General features: G+C 67.7%; 17 protein-coding genes and 1 pseudogene. 10 read left to right on the top strand and 8 right to left on the bottom strand.

Annotated features, from left to right (window positions below):
* Positions 1-15 precede the first annotated feature (15 nt).
* Entirely contained in the window at positions 16-960 is a 945-nt protein-coding gene (locus tag OG395_RS02355) for an MFS transporter (protein WP_327241367.1), read from the bottom strand.
* Between the two features lie 100 nt (positions 961-1,060).
* Positions 1,061-1,489 carry an IS200/IS605 family transposase gene (gene tnpA, locus OG395_RS02350; RefSeq protein ID WP_327241366.1) on the bottom strand — a complete coding sequence of 143 codons (429 nt, stop codon included), beginning with the start codon at positions 1,487-1,489 and terminating at the stop codon, positions 1,061-1,063.
* A 51-nt stretch (positions 1,490-1,540) separates the two neighbouring features.
* On the opposite strand from tnpA, the gene OG395_RS02345 reads away from it, so the two are divergent.
* The 5 genes from OG395_RS02345 (at position 1,541) to OG395_RS02325 (ending at position 8,761) form a co-directional block, all read left to right on the top strand.
* Positions 1,541-2,740 (top strand): RNA-guided endonuclease InsQ/TnpB family protein, encoded by a 1,200-nt coding sequence (locus OG395_RS02345; protein WP_327241365.1) that lies wholly within the window; start codon positions 1,541-1,543, stop codon positions 2,738-2,740.
* Positions 2,741-2,848: 108 nt separating this feature from the next.
* A complete protein-coding gene (locus OG395_RS02340) occupies positions 2,849-4,504 on the top strand; it encodes an IS1182 family transposase (RefSeq protein ID WP_327241364.1) in 1,656 nt (551 codons plus the stop codon).
* 200 nt (positions 4,505-4,704) lie between these two features.
* A complete protein-coding gene (locus tag OG395_RS02335; protein ID WP_327241110.1) occupies positions 4,705-5,856 on the top strand; it encodes an ISAs1 family transposase in 1,152 nt (383 codons plus the stop codon).
* A 568-nt stretch (positions 5,857-6,424) separates the two neighbouring features.
* Positions 6,425-7,765 (top strand): group II intron reverse transcriptase/maturase, encoded by a 1,341-nt coding sequence (gene ltrA / locus OG395_RS02330; RefSeq protein ID WP_327241363.1) that lies wholly within the window; start codon positions 6,425-6,427, stop codon positions 7,763-7,765.
* A gap of 6 nt (positions 7,766-7,771) precedes the next feature.
* Positions 7,772-8,761 (top strand): tetratricopeptide repeat protein, encoded by a 990-nt coding sequence (locus OG395_RS02325; RefSeq protein ID WP_327249233.1) that lies wholly within the window; start codon positions 7,772-7,774, stop codon positions 8,759-8,761.
* Positions 8,762-8,895: 134 nt separating this feature from the next.
* Here OG395_RS02325 and OG395_RS02320 read toward each other — a convergent pair whose 3' ends face one another.
* From OG395_RS02320 to OG395_RS02300, 5 genes and pseudogenes are all read right to left on the bottom strand, one after another.
* Positions 8,896-9,327 carry a hypothetical protein gene (locus tag OG395_RS02320; RefSeq protein ID WP_327241362.1) on the bottom strand — a complete coding sequence of 144 codons (432 nt, stop codon included), beginning with the start codon at positions 9,325-9,327 and terminating at the stop codon, positions 8,896-8,898.
* A 306-nt stretch (positions 9,328-9,633) separates the two neighbouring features.
* A complete protein-coding gene (locus OG395_RS02315) occupies positions 9,634-9,789 on the bottom strand; it encodes a hypothetical protein (protein WP_327241361.1) in 156 nt (51 codons plus the stop codon).
* 422 nt (positions 9,790-10,211) lie between these two features.
* Positions 10,212-10,544: pseudogene (locus tag OG395_RS57980) on the bottom strand (transposase); the annotation flags it as partial.
* Positions 10,545-10,705: 161 nt separating this feature from the next.
* Complete coding sequence (locus OG395_RS02305; RefSeq protein ID WP_327241360.1) at positions 10,706-12,193, bottom strand: lipase family protein; 1,488 nt, start codon at positions 12,191-12,193, stop codon at positions 10,706-10,708.
* A gap of 1,041 nt (positions 12,194-13,234) precedes the next feature.
* A complete protein-coding gene (locus OG395_RS02300) occupies positions 13,235-13,489 on the bottom strand; it encodes an IclR family transcriptional regulator domain-containing protein (protein WP_327241359.1) in 255 nt (84 codons plus the stop codon).
* 123 nt (positions 13,490-13,612) lie between these two features.
* On the opposite strand from OG395_RS02300, the gene OG395_RS02295 reads away from it, so the two are divergent.
* Positions 13,613-14,731, top strand: coding sequence for a PP2C family protein-serine/threonine phosphatase (locus OG395_RS02295; protein WP_327249232.1), 1,119 nt, complete (start codon positions 13,613-13,615; stop codon positions 14,729-14,731).
* Positions 14,732-14,947: 216 nt separating this feature from the next.
* Here OG395_RS02295 and OG395_RS02290 read toward each other — a convergent pair whose 3' ends face one another.
* Positions 14,948-15,505, bottom strand: a complete 558-nt coding sequence (locus tag OG395_RS02290) for a TetR/AcrR family transcriptional regulator (protein ID WP_327241358.1) — start codon at positions 15,503-15,505, stop codon at positions 14,948-14,950.
* 139 nt (positions 15,506-15,644) lie between these two features.
* On the opposite strand from OG395_RS02290, the gene OG395_RS02285 reads away from it, so the two are divergent.
* The 4 genes from OG395_RS02285 to OG395_RS02270 all read left to right on the top strand — a co-directional run bounded on the left by OG395_RS02285 (position 15,645) and on the right by OG395_RS02270 (position 20,308).
* Positions 15,645-16,307, top strand: a complete 663-nt coding sequence (locus OG395_RS02285) for an isochorismatase family cysteine hydrolase (protein WP_327241357.1) — start codon at positions 15,645-15,647, stop codon at positions 16,305-16,307.
* Positions 16,304-17,881, top strand: a complete 1,578-nt coding sequence (locus OG395_RS02280; protein WP_327241356.1) for an aldehyde dehydrogenase (NADP(+)) — start codon at positions 16,304-16,306, stop codon at positions 17,879-17,881. Before OG395_RS02285 ends, OG395_RS02280 begins: the two co-directional genes overlap by 4 nt.
* 73 nt (positions 17,882-17,954) lie before the next feature.
* Positions 17,955-18,440, top strand: coding sequence for a lipocalin-like domain-containing protein (locus OG395_RS02275; protein WP_327241355.1), 486 nt, complete (start codon positions 17,955-17,957; stop codon positions 18,438-18,440).
* A gap of 509 nt (positions 18,441-18,949) precedes the next feature.
* Complete coding sequence (locus tag OG395_RS02270; RefSeq protein WP_327241354.1) at positions 18,950-20,308, top strand: MFS transporter; 1,359 nt, start codon at positions 18,950-18,952, stop codon at positions 20,306-20,308.
* Positions 20,309-20,322: the final 14 nt, after the last annotated feature.

Raw genomic sequence — 20,322 nt, 5'->3', positions numbered from 1 at the left:
CCACCCGCGTACGGCTCACCCTCCGTGCTCAGGACGAGGTTGCCCGGGAGTGCAGGTCCCCCGCCCGGTCCCCGTCATGGTGCTCCGCTGCGGATTGGGGGCCTCGGGTCCGGGGCGTGTGCGTGCGGTGCGGAGCAGGGTGGCGATGAGAACCGCCGCGCCCGTCATCAGGACGGCACTGACCACCGAGGCGATCCTGGCCTCCCGGGCGAAGGCGTCGAAGGCCGCGTTCCGCAGGGATTCGGCGGTGCCCCTCGGGAGGGCGGCGGCGGTCTCGACGGCGCCGCCGAGTGTGCTCCTGGCCGCCTCCAACTCCTTGGACGTCAGGTCGTCAGGAGCACTGACCGCCAGTTCCGAACGGTAGACGGCGGTGCCGATGCTGCCCAGGAGCGCGATGCCCAGCGCCCCGCCGAACTCGGCAGAGGTCTCGGCCATGGCTGAGGCCGCCCCGGCCCGCTCCGGTGGTGCGGCGGACAGGATCACCTCGGTGACGACTGCGGAGACGGCGCCGATGCCGATCGCGACGACGGTCATGCCGCTGACGAGGTGGACGACTCCCGAATCGGCTTGGAGCAGGGCCAGCATGACGTAGCCGACAGTCGCCACGAGCAGCCCGGCGGCGATCACGTTGTGTTTACCGATGCGGGGGGCGAGCGCGGTGGCCAGCGCGATACCCAGGGGCATCACGAGGAAGGTGGGCAAGGACCACACGGCCGACTCCAACGGACCCATGCCCAGGACGAGTTGCATGAACTGCCAGTTGAACAGGCTGAAGCCGACCAGTCCGAACGTCGCCAGCGCGTCGATGAGCAGGGGCACGTTGAACCGGCGCGTGCGGAACAGCATCATGTCGATCACCGGGTTCGCGGCCCCGTGCTGGCGGCGGAGGAATGCCGCTCCCACAGCGAGTCCGGCGGCACAGCACATCAGGGGAATCCACCCGAAGCCGTGCTCCGCCATCCCTGATCTTGCGTGGGTATCCCCGGCTTCAGTCGGGGAGGGAAACGCATCCTTGGTCCGGAGGCGCGAAGCGCCGGAGTTCGCTGTGCCTGGGGGATGGTCAGGCAGGCCGCTTCTGCTCTTCGATGTACTGGCGGATCATGGTCAGCGGTGCGCCGCCGCAGGATCCCGCGAAGTAGGAGCGGGACCAGAACACCGATCCCATGCCGATCCGGTTGATTCGCCCGGTGTACTCCGCTCGCAGGTACCTGGAGCTGACGCCCTTGAGGCTGTTGATCAGCTTCGACAGGGCGACCTTCGGCGGGTAGTGCACCAGCAGGTGCACATGGTCGGCTTCGCCGTTGAACTCCCGCAGCTCCGCCTCGAACGTGCCGCAGACCTCGCGCATGATCTCCTCGCACCGCTTCAACATGTCGTCATCGAACACGCCGCGCCGGTACCTGGTGACGAACACCAAGTGGGCATGGAGGTGGGAGACGACGTGGCGACCGGTACGAATATCGGGGTTTGGTTCCCATCGTGGTGACACACGCCAAGCGTAGTATGATCTCCGAAGCGGGCCAGGAAGGGGGTGGGCCGGATGATCCGTGCGTACAAGTTCCTGATGCGGCCCACCGTGGGCCAGCAGGGCGCGCTCGCCGAGATGCTGCGGGATCACTGCTCGCTCTACAACGGCGCGTTGCAAGAACGCCGCGATGCCTACCGGCACAGCTCGAAGACGACGGTCCGGTACGGGCAGCAGTCCGCCCAGCTCAAGGACATCCGGGCCTTCGACCCGGAACGTCAGGGACGTTGGTCGTTCTCTTCTCAGCAGGCGACGTTGCGACGGCTGGACAAGGCGTTCACCGCGTTCTTCCGTCGGGTCAAGGCCGCAGAGGCACCGGGGTATCCGCGCTTTCGTTCGGGCAAGCGGTTCGACACCGTGGACTTCCCGAAGGACGGCGACGGCTGCCGCTGGGATGCCACCCCGCACGACCCCGTCACCCGCGTCCGCCTCCAGGGCGTCGGGCACGTCAAGGTGCACCAGCACCGGCCGGTGGCCGGGAAGGTCAAGACGATCAGCGTCAAGCGCGAAGGTCGGCGCTGGTACGTCATCCTCACCGCCGACCAGGAACAGCCCGCGCCCCTACCGGCGACCGGCAGCATGGTCGGCATCGACCTGGGCATAGCGAACTTCCTCGCCGACTCCCACGGCGAGTTCGTACCCAACCCCCGGCACGGGGCGAAGGCCGCCGCGAAACTCGAAGCCGCGCAGCAGGCCCTCGCCCGGTGCAAGCGCGGCTCGAAGCGCCGACGCAAGGCCGTGGAGGTTGTGGCGCGGCTGCACCGCAAGGTCCGCCGTCAGCGCCTGGACCACGCGCACAAGACCGCGCTGAACCTGGTGCGTGACCACGATTTCATCGCGCACGAAGACCTCAGGATCCGCAACATGAGCAAGGTCCCGGCTCCGAAGCCGGACCCCGCCACGCCGGGCAGCTTCCTGCCCAACGGGGCCGTCGCCAAGGCCGGGCTGAACCGTTCGATCGCTGATGCCGGATGGGGGGTGTTCCTGACGATCCTCACCGCCAAGGCAGAATGCGCCGGACGGGAAGTGATGGCCGTGGACCCCCGCAACACCTCCCGGCGGTGCCCCGTATGCGGGCACACCGCCAAGGAGAACCGGCCCACACAACAGAAGTTCCGCTGCGTGTCGTGCGGCCACCAGGCACACGCGGACACGGTGGGCGCCCTGAACGTTCTACGGGCCGGGCTGGTCCGTCGCGAAGCCCAACCGGCCTAGCGAGAAGCCCCCACCTTCAGGACTCCGTTGGGGAATCCGCAAACCGGTGATGACGAGCTGCCTGGACTGCCATGATCGTCCTGTTCATCGATCGAGGGCGGGGACTGGATGTCGTTGGAGCCGCGGGTTGATCGCGGGGTGCCGGAGCTGACGGCGCGGGTGGTGCGGGCGTCGTTCCCGAAGGGGGTGCTGGCGGTCCGGGTCCGGGAGGCGCTCGGTCCGCTGTTCGAGGACGAGTCCTTCGCCGAGGCGTTCCCGAAGCGGGGGCGGCCGGCGGTCTCGCCCGGGGCGTTGGCGTTGGTGTCGGTGCTGCAGTATGCGGAGGGGCTCACCGACCGGCAGGCCGCCGACCAGGTGAGGGCCCGGATGGACTGGAAGTTCCTCCTGGGCCTGGAGCTGGACGACCCGGGGTTCGACTTCTCCGTCCTGGGCGACTTCCGTGCCCGGCTGATCGAGCACGGGCTGGAGGAGAAGGTCCTGGACCTGGTCCTTGAGCGGATCTCCGCACTCGGACTGCTGCGCGCGGGTGGCCGTCAGCGCACCGACTCCACCCATGTCCTGGCCGCCGTGCGGACACTGAACCGGATGGAGTTCGTCGGCGAGACCCTGCGCGCGGCCCTGGAGGCCCTGGCAGCAGCGGCCCCCGCGTGGCTGTCCACGCTGGCCACGGCCGGCTGGGTCAAGCGTTATGGCGCGCGGATCGACTCCTACCGCTTCCCCAAGGGCGACAACGTGCGCCGGGAGTGGGCCGAGCAGGTCGGCCAGGACGGGTTCACGGTGCTGGACACCGTCGACGCGCCGGGGGCGCCGACGTGGCTGCGCGAGGTCCCCGCCGTCCAGGTCCTGCGCCGTGCCTGGGGCGAGCAGTACCACCGCGACGGGAAGGGGGTGCGCTGGCGGGAGGGCAGGGACCTCCCGCCGAGCAGAGAACGCCTGTCCTCGCCCTACGACCTCGATGCCCGCTACGGGACCAAGCGCGGCTCCGGCTGGTGCGGCTACAAGACCCACCTGAGCGAGACCTGTGAGCCCGACGCCCCGCACCTGATCACCCACGTGGCCACCACCGACGCCACGGTCACAGACACCGAGCTGACCGATTCCATCCACCAGGGCCTGGCGACAAGGGAGTTGACGCCGGACGAGCACGCGGTGGATGCCGGCTACGTCACCGCCGCCCACATCGTCACCGCCCGCGACGACCACGGCGTCGACCTGCTGGGCCCGGTCGGACTCGACACCTGCCATGACCGGTCAGGCGAAGAGCACTTCGCCCAGAGCGCCTTCACCATCGACTGGGATCGCCGACAGGTCACCTGTCCCCGGGGCGCGACCAGCGTCAGCTGGTCCGACCAGCGCAAGGCCAGTGGTACCCCGCTGGCCCGCATCCATTTCGCCGTCACCGACTGCGCGGCCTGTCCGCTGCGGGCCAGGTGCACCACGGCCACCAACGGCAAGTGGGGACGCAGCCTGACCCTCCTGCCCCGCGAGCAGCAAGAAGTCCTGGCCCAGCGCCGCCGGGAACAGCAGACCGAGGAGTGGAAGAAGCGCTACGACGTCCGCGCAGGTGTCGAAGGCACCATCTCCCAAACCGTCCGCCGCACCGGCATCCGCCGCACGCGCTACACCGGTCTACCCAAGACGCACCTCGGCAACGTGTTCGCCGCCACCGCGATCAACATCATCCGACTCGACGCCTGGCTCACCGGCACCCCGCTCGGCCAGACCAGAACCTCACACCTGGCCCGCCTCGAACTCGCCGCCTAACCATGATCACGACAGCCAGTTTGCGGATTCCCCAACGGAGTCCTTCAGGTGGGGGACAGGGGCGTTTCAAAGTCCCGATGATCAGGTGAGTCTGCAGGTCATGGTGCTGCAGGGTGTCGAGGGTGACCCGTCACGGAAGCAACGAAACTCCGGTTGAACGGGGTGACCTTCCCAAGTCGCCCTGCTTCGCCGGAGTTTCGATGTGTCGTCAGTCTGCCACCGTCTGTCTGGTCAAGCCGCCCACCCTGGCGGGTGTCGCAGTGCTTCCGCTGGTGGAGCGGTTGCGGTTGCTGCCTGATCCCCGGCGCCGGCGCGGTGTGCGTCACCCGTTCGTGGCGGTGCTGCTGGTCGCTGCCTCGGCGGTGGTGGCAGGCGCCCGGTCGTACGCGGCGATCGGGCAGTGGTCCACCAGCGCCCCGCAGCACACGCTGGCCCGGTTGGGCGCCCGGACCGTAGGCGCGCTGGGCGTGCGCGTTCCGCCGAGCGCTGCCACGATCCGACGGGTCCTCGGCCGTGTCTGCCCGGGCGGCCTGGCCGACCTGACCGGCGCCGATCCCGCAGGCGCACAGTCGGTGGCCGTGGACGGCAAGGCCGCCCGCGGGTCGCGTCACGACCAGAGCCCGGCCGCCCATCTCCTGGCCGCGATGACCGACCAGGGGCGGACCGTCACCCAGCTGCGGGTGCCCGACAAGACCAACGAGATCACCTGCTTCGCCGCCCTGCTGGAGCCCTACGACCTGACCGGGGTCACCGTCACGGCCGATGCTCTGCACACCCAGCGCGCCCACGCGCGCTTCCTGGTCGAGGAGAAGAACGCGCACTACCTGCTGGTGGTCAAGGCCAACCAGCCCGGTCTGCACCGACAGGTGCGGTCACTGCCGTGGAAGGACGTCACCGCACGCCGCTACGACCGCGAGAGGGGCCACGGACGCAAGGAGACCCGCGTCACCAGGGTCCTCACGGTCACCGACCTCGGACTCGACTTCCCCCACGCCGTCCAGGCCGTGCGGATCCTGCGCCACCGCACCGACCTCAAGACCGGCGCGTGCACCCGCCAGACCGTCTACGCGATCACCGACCTGACCTCGCATCAAGCCTCGCCCCAACGCCTGGGCCAACTCGCCAGGTCGCAGTGGACCATCGAGAACCGGCTGCACTTCGTCCGCGACACCACCTTCCGCGAGGACGCCTCGAAGGTTCGGACCGGCCACGGGCCCGACAACATGGCGAGCCTGCGGAACTTGGCGATCAACACGCTCCGCGACGCCGGGCACAGCAACATCGCCGCCGGTCTCCGCCACGCTTCCTACGAACCGTTCACCCGCCCACTCGACCTCTTGGGCATCGCCTGACCGGCGCACTCACAAGATCAAGAGACTTTGCAGCGCCCCTGAGGTGGGGGAGGAGTCAGTACGCCCGACATGGGCAGCAGCTAAAGGGTGAAAGTCCCGACGAGAAGAGGTGAGACTAACTCGCTAGCCGAACGGCAAGGGCGTCATCGCGAGGTGGGGTCCGAAGGAAGCCGGAGGCAAAACCGGGTACCGATGTACAAGAACCGCATTTGAGGCTAGGCGTCTTGGGCAAGGTGGCTGACTGCATCGAAGCCCGTTCTCACCAAGAAAGACGCAGAGTATATGCGGCGGCGATCCGGGGAAAGTTGCTGTTCTTATTCGGGGAGGTCTGCCCGGGTGTCACCTGTAACGGTGTGTCGGCCGGGATTGTGACGACCGATGCCAGCAATGGCACTGGTTTGCCGGACAGAAGTCAGCAGAGGTCATAGTACCGAGACGGGAAGGCAGTAGGCCGACAAGGACTCGGGAAGGGCCGAACGTTTAGCGGATTGGAAGAAGGGTGTCTGCTCGCGCAGGTCACGATGACCGCCGTAAATCTGCCCCGGCAGACCCTGGGGTGACGGGGTCGGTGCATACGACCGCCCAGCCCAAGGGGCGCAGTGACCAGCCGGCGCTACACGCGGACAACAATCACCGCGAGGTCTCCCTCTGGGAGACGGTGTTCTCGAAGGAGAACCTTCTCGCGGCGCTCAGGCGCGTCGAAGCAAACCGGGGTGCCCCCGGCGTTGATGGGATGACGACGGATGAACTCCGGCCATGGATCGCCCAGAACTGGCCCAAGGTATGGGCTGAGCTCGATGCGGGGACATATAAGCCCGCTCCTGTCCGTCGGGTGACCATCCCTAAGCCGAATGGTGGGGAGCGGATGCTAGGTGTCCCACGGGTGCTGGATCGCTTGATCCAGCAGGCAATTGCGCAGGCCCTCGTGCCCGTCTTCGATCCCCACTTCTCTGGGGCGTCGTTCGGGTTCCGACCAGGGCGTTCGGCCCACCAAGCCGTAAGGGTTGGTCGCCGGGCCGTCCAGGACAGAAACCGTTGGGCCGTGGACCTGGACCTCGACAAGTTCTTCGACCGAATGAATCACGATGCGCTTATGGCGCGGGTGGCTCGCCGGGTGAGGGACAGAAAGGTCCTGAAGTTGATTCGGCGGTACCTGGAAGCCGGGATTATGAGCGACGGCGTGATGGTGAGGAACGAGGAAGGGACCCCGCAGGGTTCCCCTTTGTCCCCGTTGCTGTCGAACATCATGCTGGACGACCTTGACCGCGAACTCTTCAAACGCGGACACCGGTTCGTGAGGTACGCGGACGATGTGATGATTTTCGTCCGGTCCGAGCGAGCGGCGCAGCGGACCCTCGCCTCGGTCACGGCCTTCATTGAGAAGACCTTGAAACTGAGGGTGAATCGTGAGAAGTCGAAGGCGTGCCCCATCTGGTGGACGTCACTCCTGGGATTCGGGTACTACCTCGCCAAAGGGCAGGTGAAGATCCGGGTGGACCGGAAGGCCGTGAGACGGCTAAAGTCCACCGTTCGGCGAGTCACCTCCCGGACGTGGGGCGTATCGATGGCCCACAGGATGGACAAACTCAACCGTTTCTCGGTCGGCTGGGTGGCCTACTTCAGTCTCTCCGACAGCCTTCGGGTTTTCGAGGAGATTGATCACTGGACCCGCCGCAGGCTACGGCAGGCCCAGTGGGTGCAGTGGAAGACCAGTCAGCGCAAGAACTCCATGCTCCAGAAGCTCGGTTACGAATTTGGAGACCAGGAGCAAGGCGTTGCAGTGCAACGCAAGCGATACTGGCGGGCCTCCCACCTGAAACCACTGGAAATCGCTATGAATAAAGCCTATTGGGATGCGCAGGGCTACAAGTCGTTCAAGGGCTCGTGGTCCCGCCTGAAGCTCGCCTGAGATCAGCTGGACGAACCGCCGGATGCGGGCCCGCATGTCCGGTGGTGTGGGGGGCGGGCCGGGCAAACCGGCCCGCCTACCCGATCGGAGCCTGAGTACGGTCTGCGCCTGGCCGACTCCCTGACCGTGCTCAGCAAGTGGTACGCCGAGACAGGCAGAGGTGAAGACGCGCTGAAGGTCCTGCGCAGCGCCATGGTCACGCGCCGGCAACTCGCCGTCAGGAGGCCAGCGAGCTTTCTGGATATCTATGCGACGAATCTGGTGATGCTGGCACGCCATGAGGCCGGACTGGGATACGTCCGCGAGGCGCTCCAGACGTATCAGGAAGCCTGCTCGTCCTTCGCCCGGACGGAGGCGGCCGCACGGGAACCGGAACTGGCGGCGCGGGCGCAAGCCCTGGAGTCCGAAGCGGAGAACCATGTCGAGGCGGGCCGGGAGGAGGACGCGCTCACCTCGTATCAGCAAGCCGTCACCGCGTACGGGCAGGCACTGACCGCGCCGACTGACCCGGAGCTGGTCTCGCAGGCCCCGAAACTGGTCAGGAGAGCGCATGCGCTGGCCGCGGCGGGACGGGACGAGGAAGCCCTGTCCCTCTTCGTGCGGGCGGCGGACGCGTACGGAAAACTCGCCGAGCGAAACGTCACCCGGTACGTCGGGCCGCATGTACTCGCGCTGAATACGGCTGCCAAACGCCTGGCCAGAGCCAAACGGCATGAAGAGGCGCTGGCCATGCTCGAACGCGTGACGGCGGCGTATCAGCGTGCAGCCGACGCGGATCCGGCCCGCTACACACTGCATTACGCCCGCTCTCTGGTGCCCGTGGCCAAGAAGCTCATGGGCGCCGGCCGCGACAGTGACGCACGCGCCGTGCTGCACAGAGCGCTCGACGTGTACCAGAGCGTGACTCCTCCACCCCGTTCACGGGGTGGAGGAGTCACCGTCATCCGACACCTGCGCGATCCAGGAGGGCCGAATCGGGGACGGGCCGCGTCGTGAGCGACCAGCCGGGTCTGATCGCCTCGCGCCATCCCGCCCTGCCGTCGGCCGAAGAGGTGTGAGCTCCGCTGTGACGAGACGGCGGCCGACCGCGTCGCAGGCGGGCGCGTCGGACGATGCGCCAGGTGCCCCGGTCAGCGCCGAGGACCGTCCTTGTTGCCGCGCCGGATCCAGTGCGCCCGGCGCTGGTAGCGGGCGACTGGCGGGGTGACCGCTGGACCGTGCGACGGCGCGGCCTCGCCGGTCGGCGGCGGGGTCGGGGCGGGCGTGTCGCTGGGCGGGCGGAGCCCTTCCGTCGAGTACTGCGTCGTGGCGATGCTCTCCACGAGCTGCTCTTCGGTGAAGCTCTCCGAACCGGACACATGAGGTACGAAGCCGATGAGCACTCCGTCGCTGACGATTTCCGCGTCGAGTCCCGAGGCCCCGTCGACGTCCCACAGCGCCTCGATTCCCTCGTCGAGGACGACCCGGATCCCGAACTCGTAGACGCCCGCCTCTACCAGATGGGCCATCACGCCACGGGCACGAAGCGCCGACACCAAACGGCCGGCACGTTCCGAATCCATACCGGGCGCACCTCCTTCGAGTACGGGCGCGCGAAGTGGACAACCGAACGCCGGCACATCCCGAGTGCCTCGGAACCGTCCTGGCGAACGGTGGCCTTGCCGGTCACGGCCGCCAGTCCGGGCCGGCCCCCCGCGCACAGCACATGGGCGGCGGGGTGCCGATCGCTGTCGCGCAATGCAGCGCCCCTTTCTCAGGCCGCTGACTTCACCGGATTCCGCTGCGGCGGAGCACGGGAAACAGGGCGGCGCACAGAGCCCCTGCCAGGGCGAACCGGCAAGGATCCCTACCGTATGCCGCCGCCTCTGTCAGCTCTCGGTATGCCCCGCCAGGCGCTCACCCTCCGCCTGGGACGGCCGGGCGCGCCACATGGCGGGATACTCGGCCTCGGCGGGATCCGTGTTCCCTTCCAGTCTCTCCCCTTCGGCCTGTGACGGCGTCGGGTACTTGACGTTCTGGCCCATGGCCGCCTCCGCGGCCGCAACGCGTGCCTACAAAATGAGCCTAACGCGTCGCCCGGCTGGCGGCCTGGGCTGCCCGCATCGCCGTACAGGCCTGGCCCGGACAGCAGATGCTGCGCGACTTCGAGCTCGTCGTCGGCCCGGCCGGGGTCGGTGAAGGCGGGAACGAACGCGCGCTGGGCCTGACTGGTGGTTCGTCCACCTGCTGATGCGGTGCGGCTCCGTCGAGAATGAGCAGGCGCGAGGGGTGAGCCGTGCCGGTCGGTGATCAGGTGGTACGGCCCGGACGCGCACGGCCGACCGGCGAAGGTCCGGTGTGAGCCCCCTCTGAGAGCCCTGACGTGCAAGCCGTCCACGGCCGCGTCATCCATGTCCGGCAGACCCGCCGCCCGCAATTCCGCCAGAAGGACCTCGTGCAGACGGGGCCGGACACCGGCCTCCGTCCAGTCGCGCAGACGTCGCCAGGACGTCACCCCACTGCGGCCGACCCTGTCCGTGGGCACATCCGCCCAGCCCGCGCCCTTGTAGAGCCCGTAAACGATCCCGCGCAGGGCGTCCCGGCCGTCCGCAGGCGGGTCTGTCAAACGAGCGGTGTAACCAGGGTGGTGGGGGGTTGAACACCAGGCTGACAACGCAGCGGCGGATCGGTGGGGGCAGCGGGCGTGGAGGCCAATGGTGGGAATCGCCCTTCGGTCCGGTGCACTTGCGGTCTCCTCCGGTGGCCAGGAGCCGGGCCCGGCTCCTGGCCCGTCGGCCACGTCCTCGCCTGCGTCGGCCAGTTGCTGGGCGAGCGTGTGGCCCAGGCCGCGTGCGTCTTCATGGCGAAGCGGCGTTCGGGTCACTGGGCTCACGGACGCGATTTGGTCCCGGACCGCGGGGCGATCGCTGTCCGCATCCAGTGGGCTGACCGACTCCGGTGTCACCCGGTGTAGGTGAACTCGTCGGCTGGACCGGTGGGGGACGAGTAGCCGTTCACGGTCACGGTGATGTCCACGGTTGTGCTCGTGGGCTTGCCCGATGGGGGTGCTTTGGCGACGATCTTGTCCGAGTCGACCTGGACGGATGGCGAGATGTTCTTCCCGAAATGCACGGTGGCGCCTTTCGCGAAGCCCGCGCCGGAGATAGTGACCGAGTCGTTGGCCTTGCCCCTGTCCGGTGTGATGGTGGTGACCACCACGGGTTCGGGCCCGCCGTAGGCGAACTGCCCGAGCGGGACGGCCGGGGAGGTGCCCAGGGGGTTGGTGACGTACACGTTGACGATGCCGGTCCCGTCGGGCACCTCGGCAGTGATGGTGCCGTCAGGGTTGAACGTGGGTGGTTTCTGGCACGGGACGGGGCCGAAGTCGACGTCGCAATCCTTGCTGAAGTCGCGGCCCTTGATAGTGACCTGTGTGCCCGATGCGCCGAAGCTTGGGATCACGCTGGTCACCGTCGGCGGCTCGGAGAGGACGGGCGCGTCCAGCAGTCTGAGGTAGGTGGAGTTGGCGTGCTGAAATCCGACCTGGCCGAGGAAATCCCCAACCGAGGCCTTGACCAAATTGTTGTCGCGGATCATGTAGTCGGTGTTCTTGCTGACGGCAGTGCCCGGCTGGACGTAGACATTGTTTCCGCGCAGGGTTGCGATCGTCCCGAGGAGCCCCTTCACGTCGAGGGTCGCCGCTGGTCCGGGATCCGGGTACCAGCTCTCTGCGGTGGGGAGATCGGCCCAGGCCAGCGGCACCACGTCGTAGGCGTTGACGTAGCGCTGGTTCATGCTCCCGAACTGGGAGGTGAGGTAGTCGGCGAAGCTCTCGAGACCGGCGGTGGGTGCCGCGAAGGTGACCACCCCGAACTGCGGCTGGCTTTGCTGCCAGGTCTGCGCCTTCAGGTACAGCGCGACCATGTTTGCGACGCAACCACCTAGGCTGTGACCGATCACGTAGACCGTCGGCTGCGCAATCCCCGTCAAGAGGCCGGCGAGCGCCTGCACGAGATTGGAGCTGGTGCCGAGCGAACGCATGTCGACGACCTGAGTGAAGGCGTCCATCGCCCCCTTCGACACGGAGATGGGGGACGTCGACCCGCTGGCGGTGAACGGCACCACCGTGCCGACGTCGAGGTCTTCGAGAATGTCGGTCACGCTGGCGATTGTCCCGCGGACGACCACGGCAAACTGGTTCGAACCGTCGTTGTTCTTGGCGATGTACGCCATGTTCGCGTTCTCCGGGCTCAGCGCGAGCCACGTCGGTGTCCAGTTTTTCGTCAGGGGGGAGTTGGAGAACTGCCGGGTGATGCCGAGCTTGATCCGCTCGGTCTGGGCTTGCAAGGTCTCCCCCGACGGACGCGGAGTCGCTCCAGTTGCCGCGATGGCGGCCAGGGTCATGGCCACCTGAGGCGTGATCGGATTGGCCTGTTGTGCCGCCGCCATGCTCGCTCCTTAAGTCTTCACCCACCGTCAAACATCTCCATTTCAATGTATTCGCATATTCAGTATCCTGACGGATATCAGGCTCTTTCTGTTCTCTGGTTCACTCGTTCGGAATGGGTCCGACTTCAAGCGGAACCGTAGTAAACGGCTTCAAGGAACTGGTCGCCGTGCAACCGCGTCGTCGTGATTGGGTCGGCGACTCTGGGGCGGGCGGTGGAGGCACCCCGGTTTGGGCCGTACCCGGGTTACACCGTTCCCATCGAAATCGGCCTGGGCGCAGCCACACTCCAAGCACTGGTCGCCGCTCTGCTGGAGAGACTCCGAACGTCGAAGTATGGTCCCGCTCTGCGCCAGGAGCTCGCCGGCCCTCGTCACTGTGCCGAGGTGTGGGCCGGCGTCGCGGAAGTACCAGTTCACCGGTGCGAGCGCACAGGATGTTCCTCTCCGCCGTTCACACAGAAAGTGGTGGGGTGTCCTCGCCGCTTCTGTTCGTCTGCGTGTCGGCAGGCGGCCTATCGCGAGCGCGTTCGGACAGGCGGAGGGAAGGATGACACCCCCTGCGACAGCTCAGGCAGCGGGCCCTCGCGTGGTCAGACTTACCGACTATTTCGCTGACCTTCCAGACTTCCCCGAGCCCGTGAGCGGGCTAACGACGCACGACAGCTTTTTGAAGCACTTCCAGGGCAGAGTGAGACGGTGGCATTCGCCGGGTTTCGGCTCCCGCGGCGCACCCCTGTCTCAGCATTGGGTTCCGGATGCGTCATCTTGTCTGTTTGCATCGTCTTGCCTGTTGTCGATACAGGCAACGCTTTTCCGCCCCTTCTGACTTCACCCATGGCTACGTGGATTCCTGCGCTCATAGTGAGGGTCGTTCCGCAGAAGGAACGGTGAGTATCGGCCTTTGCGTAGTCGTGTTGTTGACGGAGGGAAGGGCGGAGCCTGCCTGCCGACGGTTCCACTCGGACGGAGTAGCTCAGGTCCGTGGCCGTCAGCGAGGTGGGCGCCAAGCGCAGCCACATCGTGCCCCGTTCGCCCGGATCGTCATAGCGCGAGCCGCAGCGGCCGGAACGTCTCGACGGGCGTCACCACGCCGACGGCGGCCACCGCGGTGCCCACCGCGTCGCGGATCGGGGCCGTCAGTCCGGCCGTCTCCGGCGAGACGGTGCCGACGGTCACCGCGTAGGCCTGCCGCCTGATCTTCGTCAGGGAGTGCTGCAACTCCGCGCTCCCCAGGCCGGTGACCGGCTGGTCCGCCGGTCCCGTGTTATCGAATCCGACCGGGTCGAAGGAGTCCACGGGCCGCGGACCCTGCATGTAGTGCTGGTCACCGCACAGGGGACATCGTCCGGCGGGGCGCGGCTCACCCACGGCCGTGCCTGCCTACCGTACGGGGAGTACACCACCTGCCCGGGAGATCACGTGCCCCGTAAGCATCCGAAGAGTTTCACGCATCCCTTCGAGACCATCGAACCACCGCGCGACGCCGAGGTAATGATTGGCGTGGTGTCAGTGACGGTCCTGGTGGTGGCCCTCAGTGCCCTGTCCGAGTCCCCGGTGTGGCTTCTCGGACTCCTTGTATTCCTGCCGGGGACGGCGTCCGCGCTGTGCACCGTACGCCAGACGAAGTTCGTGGCTGCATGGACCACGTTCGTGGTCATCGTCACCGTGCTGGTCCGGCACGGTGAGATGCGGTGGTTCGACAGGATCCTCATGATGCTGCTCACCCTCGCCCTGGGCGCGGCCTCCGTCTACGCGTGCCGCAGCCGTATCCACCGCGAGAACGAGATGCTGCGGCTGCGTTCCACCGCCGCCGCAATGCAGCGTCACATCCTGCGCCCCCTGCCTCTACTCACCGACGACGTCCTGGTCGACGGCGTGTACGAGCCCGTCCAGGAGGACCGGCTCGTTGGCGGCGACATCTACGACGTCGTCGTCTCTCCGTGGGGTACCCGGGTTCTGATCGGCGATGTCCAGGGCAAGGGCCTGCCCGCGGTCGGCGCCGCGTTCGCCGTCATCGGCGCCTTCCGGGCGACGGCCCACCGAGAGCCCACCCTGACCGCCCTCGTCGACGCCCTCGACGCCTCTGTCGTACGGCACAACTCCTACGCCGCACAGACCGGCGACGACGAACGGTTCGTCACAGCGCTCATCGTCAACGTCGACGCGCACGAAGAGGTACAAGTCATTAACTGTGGGCACATTCCGCCGCAGCTGCTGCACGACGCCACCGTCATCACGCCGGCTCTCGGCTCCGGCGTCCCGCTCGGTCTCGCCGAACTCGCCGCCGAACCCGCGACCGTCGACTGGTTCGCCTTCCCACCCGGTGCGACGCTGCTGCTGACCACGGATGGGCTCACCGAGACCCGCTCTGCCGACGGCACGTTCTACCCCCTCGCCGAACGTCTCGCCAAGCACGTATCTCTCTCCCACACCGACCTGCCGCGCGCCCTCTACGAAGACGCGCGCGTGTTCGCCGGGGAGGGCGCCCAGCACGACGATGTGGCGGTCCTGTCCGTCCGACGGTCACCGCACCGCTGAGCGCATCGCGGTGCACGTCACGCAACCGACGGCGGGCTCGAGAAGTACCCGGTGGCCCTCGTGCGGGGTGGGGTACCGGTCTTGCGGGAGTCCGTAGTGCGGGCAGCCCGGCGGTTCGGGTGGCGGAGGCGCGGTGGCGCCCACCCCGTGCGATGCCCCGCGCGGGTGTCATGCCCGGTGGGCTTCAGGTCCGTCGCCAGGTCTTCGCTTCGCGGATCAGGTCAGCCGGGCTCTGACCGTCTCCAGTAGTTCGTCGGACAAGGCCTCGTCAGCCACGGCCCGGGCCATGAGTACGGCACCGACCAGGGCGCTGAGGGTGAGTATCGCCTCGGCCCGGGCGTCCTCGGAGTTGCCGTCGAGTCCCGCGATCAGGTCCAGGTATGTGCGGACCTGCTTCTCGTAGGCCTCTTTGAGGTGCCGGTCATCACGTCCGGCGACGGCGCCCAGGGTGACCAGCGCGCAGCCCGTGGCCGGATCATCTCGGTGTCTCTTCGCCAGGTAGGCGTCGATGAGGCCGGCCTGCGGATCCCGGGCGTTCTGCTGTGCGGAGCGCTCCATCTTCGCCGTGCCCTCCGCCAGCGCGGCGGCGGCAGCCTGTGTGACCAGGTCATCGCGTGAGTCGAAGTGCTTGTAGAAGCCGCCGTGCGTCAGCCCGGCCTCGTTCATGAGGTCCGCGATACCGAGGCGGGCGATGTCCTCGGAGCGAATCTTGCGGGAGGCGATCTGCAGGACCCGTTCGCGGGTCGCAGCCTTCTCGGCCTGCGAGTGGCCCATATCGACCCTGCCTTTCCTTGGGGTGGCGCAGTATGGCCACCACAAAACTGGATGATGGTCATCATACACCCATGTCCCGCATGAGGCTTTTGTGGTTTTCGTTTGACATTCTGGATGACCAACGTAATCTAGCTAGTGGATGACGACCATCATCCAGATTGGAGATGCGACCATGTCCCGTACCTACGACCCTCGTCGTACGGCCGTTCTGCTGGTCGACCCTTACAACGACTTCCTGTCCGAGGGCGGCAAGATCTGGCCGCGCCTGGAGCAGATGGCGCAGGAGGTCGGACTGCTTGAGCACCTGCATTCGGTGGTGGGCTCCGCCCGTGAGGCTGGTGTCCGCGTGGTGTTCGTCCCGCATCGCCGATGGGAGCCGGGTGACTACGAAACGTGGAACCATCCCAACCCCACGCAGCTGAGCATCATGGAGCGTCACAGCTTCGCCCGCGGGACGTGGGGCGGCGAGTTCCATCCCGACTTCCAGCCGCAGCCCGGTGATGTAGTCGTCCAGGAGCACTGGGCGCAGAGCGGATTCGCCAACACCGATCTCGACTTCCAGCTCAAGCAGCACGGCATCACGCATGTGGTGGCCGTGGGTCTGCTGGCGAACACCTGCATCGAGTCCACCAGCCGCTTCGCCATGGAACTGGGCTACCACGTGACGCTGGTGCGTGACGCCACCGCGGCGTTCCTGCCGGAGATGATGCACGCCGCTCACGACCTGAATGGCCCGACTTACGCCCACGCCATCATCACCACCGACGAGCTCACCGCCGCATTCAAGGGAGGACGCGCATGACACTGACCGGAGCCTTGTTGATCGGAGCGTCCCGAGTGGCCGCCACCGCGGGGGCCATGAAGGCGCTCAACCCCGCCACCGGTGAGCTCATCGAGCCCGAGTTCGCTTTCGGTGGCCCGGCCGAGGCCGACCACGCGGTCCGCCTGGCGGACGAGGCCTTCGACAGCTACAGCCACACCGGCCTGGCCGAGCGGGCCGCGTTCCTTGACCTCATCGCGGACAAGCTCGAGGCGGTCAAGGACGAGCTCGCGGAGCGTGTTGCCCTGGAAACCGGCCTGCCCGCGGCGCAGCTCGAGGGTGAGGCCGTGCGGAGCGCCGGTGTGTTCCGCAAGTTCGCCACCGTCGTCCGTCAGGGCCGCTTTCTGCAGGCGACCATCGATCCCGCGCAGCCGGACCGGCAGCCCGCACCACGTCTGGACCACCGGCTGCAGAAGGTGGCCCTGGGGCCTGTCGTGATCTTCGGCGCGAGCAACTTCCCGATCTCCTACTCCGTGGTGGGCGGTGACACCGCCTCCGCCCTTGCGGCCGGCTGCACCGTGATCGTCAAGGCGCACAACGCACACCCCGGCGCCTCGGAAATACAGGGCCGCGTCATCCAGGAAGCCGTCGCGGAGGCGGGACTGCACGAAGGTGTCTTCTCTCTCATCCGGGGCGCCGGCAACGAGATCGGTGAGGAGCTCGTGGACCATCCGCTGGTCCGGGCGGTCGCGTTCACCGGCTCCGAGGGCGGCGGCATGGCCCTCTACCGGCGGGCGCAGAAGCGTCCTGACCCCATCCCCGTGTTCACCGAGATGACCAGCGTCAACCCGACCTTCGTGCTGCCCGCCGCGCTCGCGGCCCGTGGCACGGAGATCGGCACCAGCCTGGTGCAGCGAGCCATGTACAACGTCGGACAGGCCTGCCTCAAGCCCGCGATCCTCCTCGCGGCCGACGGACCCGGCTTCGCGGAACTGCGTGCGGCAGCGGCCGCCGAGGTGAAGAAGGCAACCGCGCGAACCATGCTCACACCCGGCATCCACGACGCCTACACCCGCAACGCGCAGCGCCTGGAGGACGACGGCGCCGTCCGGATCGCCGAGGGCGACACCCCCACGCACGCCGGGGCCGGCCAGTCCCTGCTGTACGAGGTCACCGGCGAGCAGCTACTGGCCGAACCTGCCCTGCGCGAGGAGGTTTTCGGCCCGGCCGTTCTGCTGGTCAGGGTGACTGGACAGGAACAGCTGCTCGAGGCGGCCCGAGCCTTCCGCGGGCAGCTCTCGGCCACCCTGCACGCCGAGGTCGCGGACCGCGGCATTGCCGAACGGCTTCTGCCGGTTCTGGAACGCCGCACGGGACGGATCGTGTTCAACGCCTTCTCCATCCCGCAGGAGGTCTCCTACGCATCCACCCACGGCGGTCCCTTCCCGGCGACCTCCGACAGTCGATTCACGTCCGTGGGCACGGGCGCGATCGAGCGGTTCGTCCGCCCGGTCACGTACCAGAACCTCCCGGACGAGCTCCTGCCGCAGCCACTGCGCGAGGCGAACCCGCTGCACCTGTGGCGATTGGTGGACGGCGAAATCACGCAGCGCTGAACCGTTCTCCCGGGACCCGTCCGCCGCTACGGACGGGTCCCCCTCTCCTGAATGGAAGGAGCCCCCCTTTTCCATGAACGCCACCGAAGGTACCTCTGCGGACGCCGAACGCAAGGCCCGCGACGAGATACGCGGGAAACTGCTCGGCGCCTGGCGTCTCGTGTCCTACACCGCCACGAGCACTGACGGGGACGTGATCGAGCCCCTCGGCCCCAACCCGAACGGACTGATCCTCTACACCCCCCAGGGATACATGTCCGCCCAGCTGGGACGTAGCGATCGCCCACTTTTGAGCTCCGCACGGCTCGAGGACGCCACGCCCGAGGAACTGGCCCGGACGACGGTCGGCTACCTCGCGTACGGCGGACCGTTCGAGATCGTCGACGCCACCACTGTCGAGCATCACGTCACCACCAGCCTCTTCCCGAACTGGACCGGACATCCCCAGACACGAAAGGTGCGCTTCGACGGCCCACTGCTCACCCTCGCCGTCCCCACCCCCACCCGACTGTGGGGCGCGGAGCGCACGGCCGAACTCGTGTGGGAGAGGCCGGCCTGACCACGGGCCGCGTCCTGCCGTGCCTGTCGCCCCCGTAGTTGAATGCGTATTCCTTCCTGGCCCTTCGGTGAAAGCGGACCTGCGGCGTGGCCCAGTGGGCCGCACTGCTCGGGCGCGTCCCCGTCAAGCAGCCCTGCACGGAACCTCCCCACGACCCCGGCCAGCACGGCTGCGGTCGTCCGACCGCCTCCTGCCACGCAGGAACGCAGGCAGCGGCGGACGGACGGGCGAACGCCCGCTCCGCACCGGAAAGTTCATGGCACTGAATCACCACCCAGCCGTGATCCATCAAAACGAAATCCTTTGAAGACACTGCTCAGCCGGCCGAGGCACCGAACCGCAGGAGCGAAAGCCTGCTCCGCATGACCCGTGGCGATGTTGCCGCCGGCAGCCGCTCGGCCGGGTCTGAGAGCCGTACACCGCTGACAGAGGACATCGCCGGCACCGGAGCACCGTCGCGCCTGCCACGCTTCGCGTCTCCGCCTGTCACATCACGACATGAGGACCCCATGACCAGCGCAATCACACGCCCAGGCGTGAAGCGCGGAACCATCCCCGTCTTCGCCACCGCGACAGCGATCACCGTTTCCAACATCTACTTCACCCAGCCGCTACTCGACGAGATCGCCCGGGACTTCCACACGTCAGCCTCCGCTGCCGGGCTGGTGGCCACAACAGGGCAGATCGGCTACGCCCTGGGCATCATCGCCATCGTGCCGCTCGCGGACAGCGTCCGGCTGCGACGGTTGTCCACCCTTCTCCTGGTGGTGACCACCCTTGCCCTCCTGGCGGGCGCCGCCGCTCCTTCGATCGCTCCGCTGAGCATGGCCACCCTCATACTTTCCGCCAGTACCGTGCTCCCGCAGGTCATCATGCCGACTGTCGTCTCCATGGCCACTCCCGGCAACGCCGGACGTGTCCTCGGGGCGGTGGGGACGGGCCTGACCATGGGCGCCCTGCTCTCGCGCACCGCTGCCGGCCTCATCGCCGAGGCCATCGGGACATGGCGGGCCGGCTTCGCCGTCGCGGCCGTGGCCACCGGAGCCCTTCTCCTCGTCCTCCCGCGATACATGCCCGCCGATCCGCCGACTCCGGCCGGAACGCGGCAGAGTTACGGGCGCCTGCTGGCCTCACTCCCCAGACTGATCACCGAGCACGCGCCTCTGCGCCTCTCGGCGGTGCTGGGAGCGACGGTCTTCGCGGCCTTCTCCGCCTTCTGGTCGTCACTAGCCTTCCACCTCACCACCCCTCCGATCGCGCTGGGGCCCGCGGTGATCGGGCTCTTTGGACTGTTCAGCGTCCCTGGAGCCCTGGCCGCCCGCTATTCCGGACACCTCAGCGACCGATGGGGCGCACGACGCGTCAACGTGCTGTCACTCACGTCGGTGCTGCTCGCCTTCGCCCTGTTCGGGTTCGCCGGCCAGTCATTGATAGCGCTTGCCGTCGGCTGCAATCTTCTCGGCTACGGGACCACCAGCGGCCAGATCGCCAACCAGACGCGCATCTTCGCCGCGCAGCCCGCAATCAGAGCCCGGTTGAACACCGTCTACATTTTCGCGGTGTTCGCCGGAGGCGCCGTCGGATCCGCTGTGGCAGCAGTCATGTTCTCCGCGTTCGGGTGGGCCGGCGTGGTGCTCAGCGGACTGGGCTTCGTGCTGCTCGCGGGGATGGCCCTTGCTGGGAACGTCCTGCACATGCGCCGTCGGGCCGGCCGTGCACCGGCCGTGGCCGCTGGCTGGGCCTCGGCGGGTCGCCCGGCGGGCTGGAGGCGGCTCGCCGCCGCCCAGGAACGAAGCCTTGGCATCCCCGGCGACTTCGAGACGCACATGGAGCGGCCTCTGCCCGGCCTCGGCGCGCAGGACACGTGAAGACGTCGGACGAC

Origin of the sequence: Streptomyces sp. NBC_01320, from assembly GCF_035974375.1 — a bacterium.
Taxonomy (GTDB): Bacteria; Actinomycetota; Actinomycetes; order Streptomycetales; family Streptomycetaceae; genus Streptomyces; species Streptomyces yanii.
This window is presented reverse-complemented; position numbering and strand designations above follow the sequence as displayed.

Coding starts and splice junctions, on each gene's coding strand:
- OG395_RS02355 (WP_327241367.1), bottom strand. CDS start 960: ATGGCGGAGCACGGCTTCGGGTGGATTCCCCTGATGTGCTGTGCCGCC.
- OG395_RS02345 (WP_327241365.1), top strand. CDS start 1,541: ATGATCCGTGCGTACAAGTTCCTGATGCGGCCCACCGTGGGCCAGCAG.
- OG395_RS02340 (WP_327241364.1), top strand. CDS start 2,849: ATGTCGTTGGAGCCGCGGGTTGATCGCGGGGTGCCGGAGCTGACGGCG.
- OG395_RS02335 (WP_327241110.1), top strand. CDS start 4,705: ATGTGTCGTCAGTCTGCCACCGTCTGTCTGGTCAAGCCGCCCACCCTG.
- OG395_RS02320 (WP_327241362.1), bottom strand. CDS start 9,327: ATGGATTCGGAACGTGCCGGCCGTTTGGTGTCGGCGCTTCGTGCCCGT.
- OG395_RS02315 (WP_327241361.1), bottom strand. CDS start 9,789: ATGGGCCAGAACGTCAAGTACCCGACGCCGTCACAGGCCGAAGGGGAG.
- OG395_RS02305 (WP_327241360.1), bottom strand. CDS start 12,193: ATGGCGGCGGCACAACAGGCCAATCCGATCACGCCTCAGGTGGCCATG.
- OG395_RS02290 (WP_327241358.1), bottom strand. CDS start 15,505: ATGGGCCACTCGCAGGCCGAGAAGGCTGCGACCCGCGAACGGGTCCTG.
- OG395_RS02285 (WP_327241357.1), top strand. CDS start 15,645: ATGACGACCATCATCCAGATTGGAGATGCGACCATGTCCCGTACCTAC.
- OG395_RS02280 (WP_327241356.1), top strand. CDS start 16,304: ATGACACTGACCGGAGCCTTGTTGATCGGAGCGTCCCGAGTGGCCGCC.
- OG395_RS02275 (WP_327241355.1), top strand. CDS start 17,955: ATGAACGCCACCGAAGGTACCTCTGCGGACGCCGAACGCAAGGCCCGC.
- OG395_RS02270 (WP_327241354.1), top strand. CDS start 18,950: ATGACCAGCGCAATCACACGCCCAGGCGTGAAGCGCGGAACCATCCCC.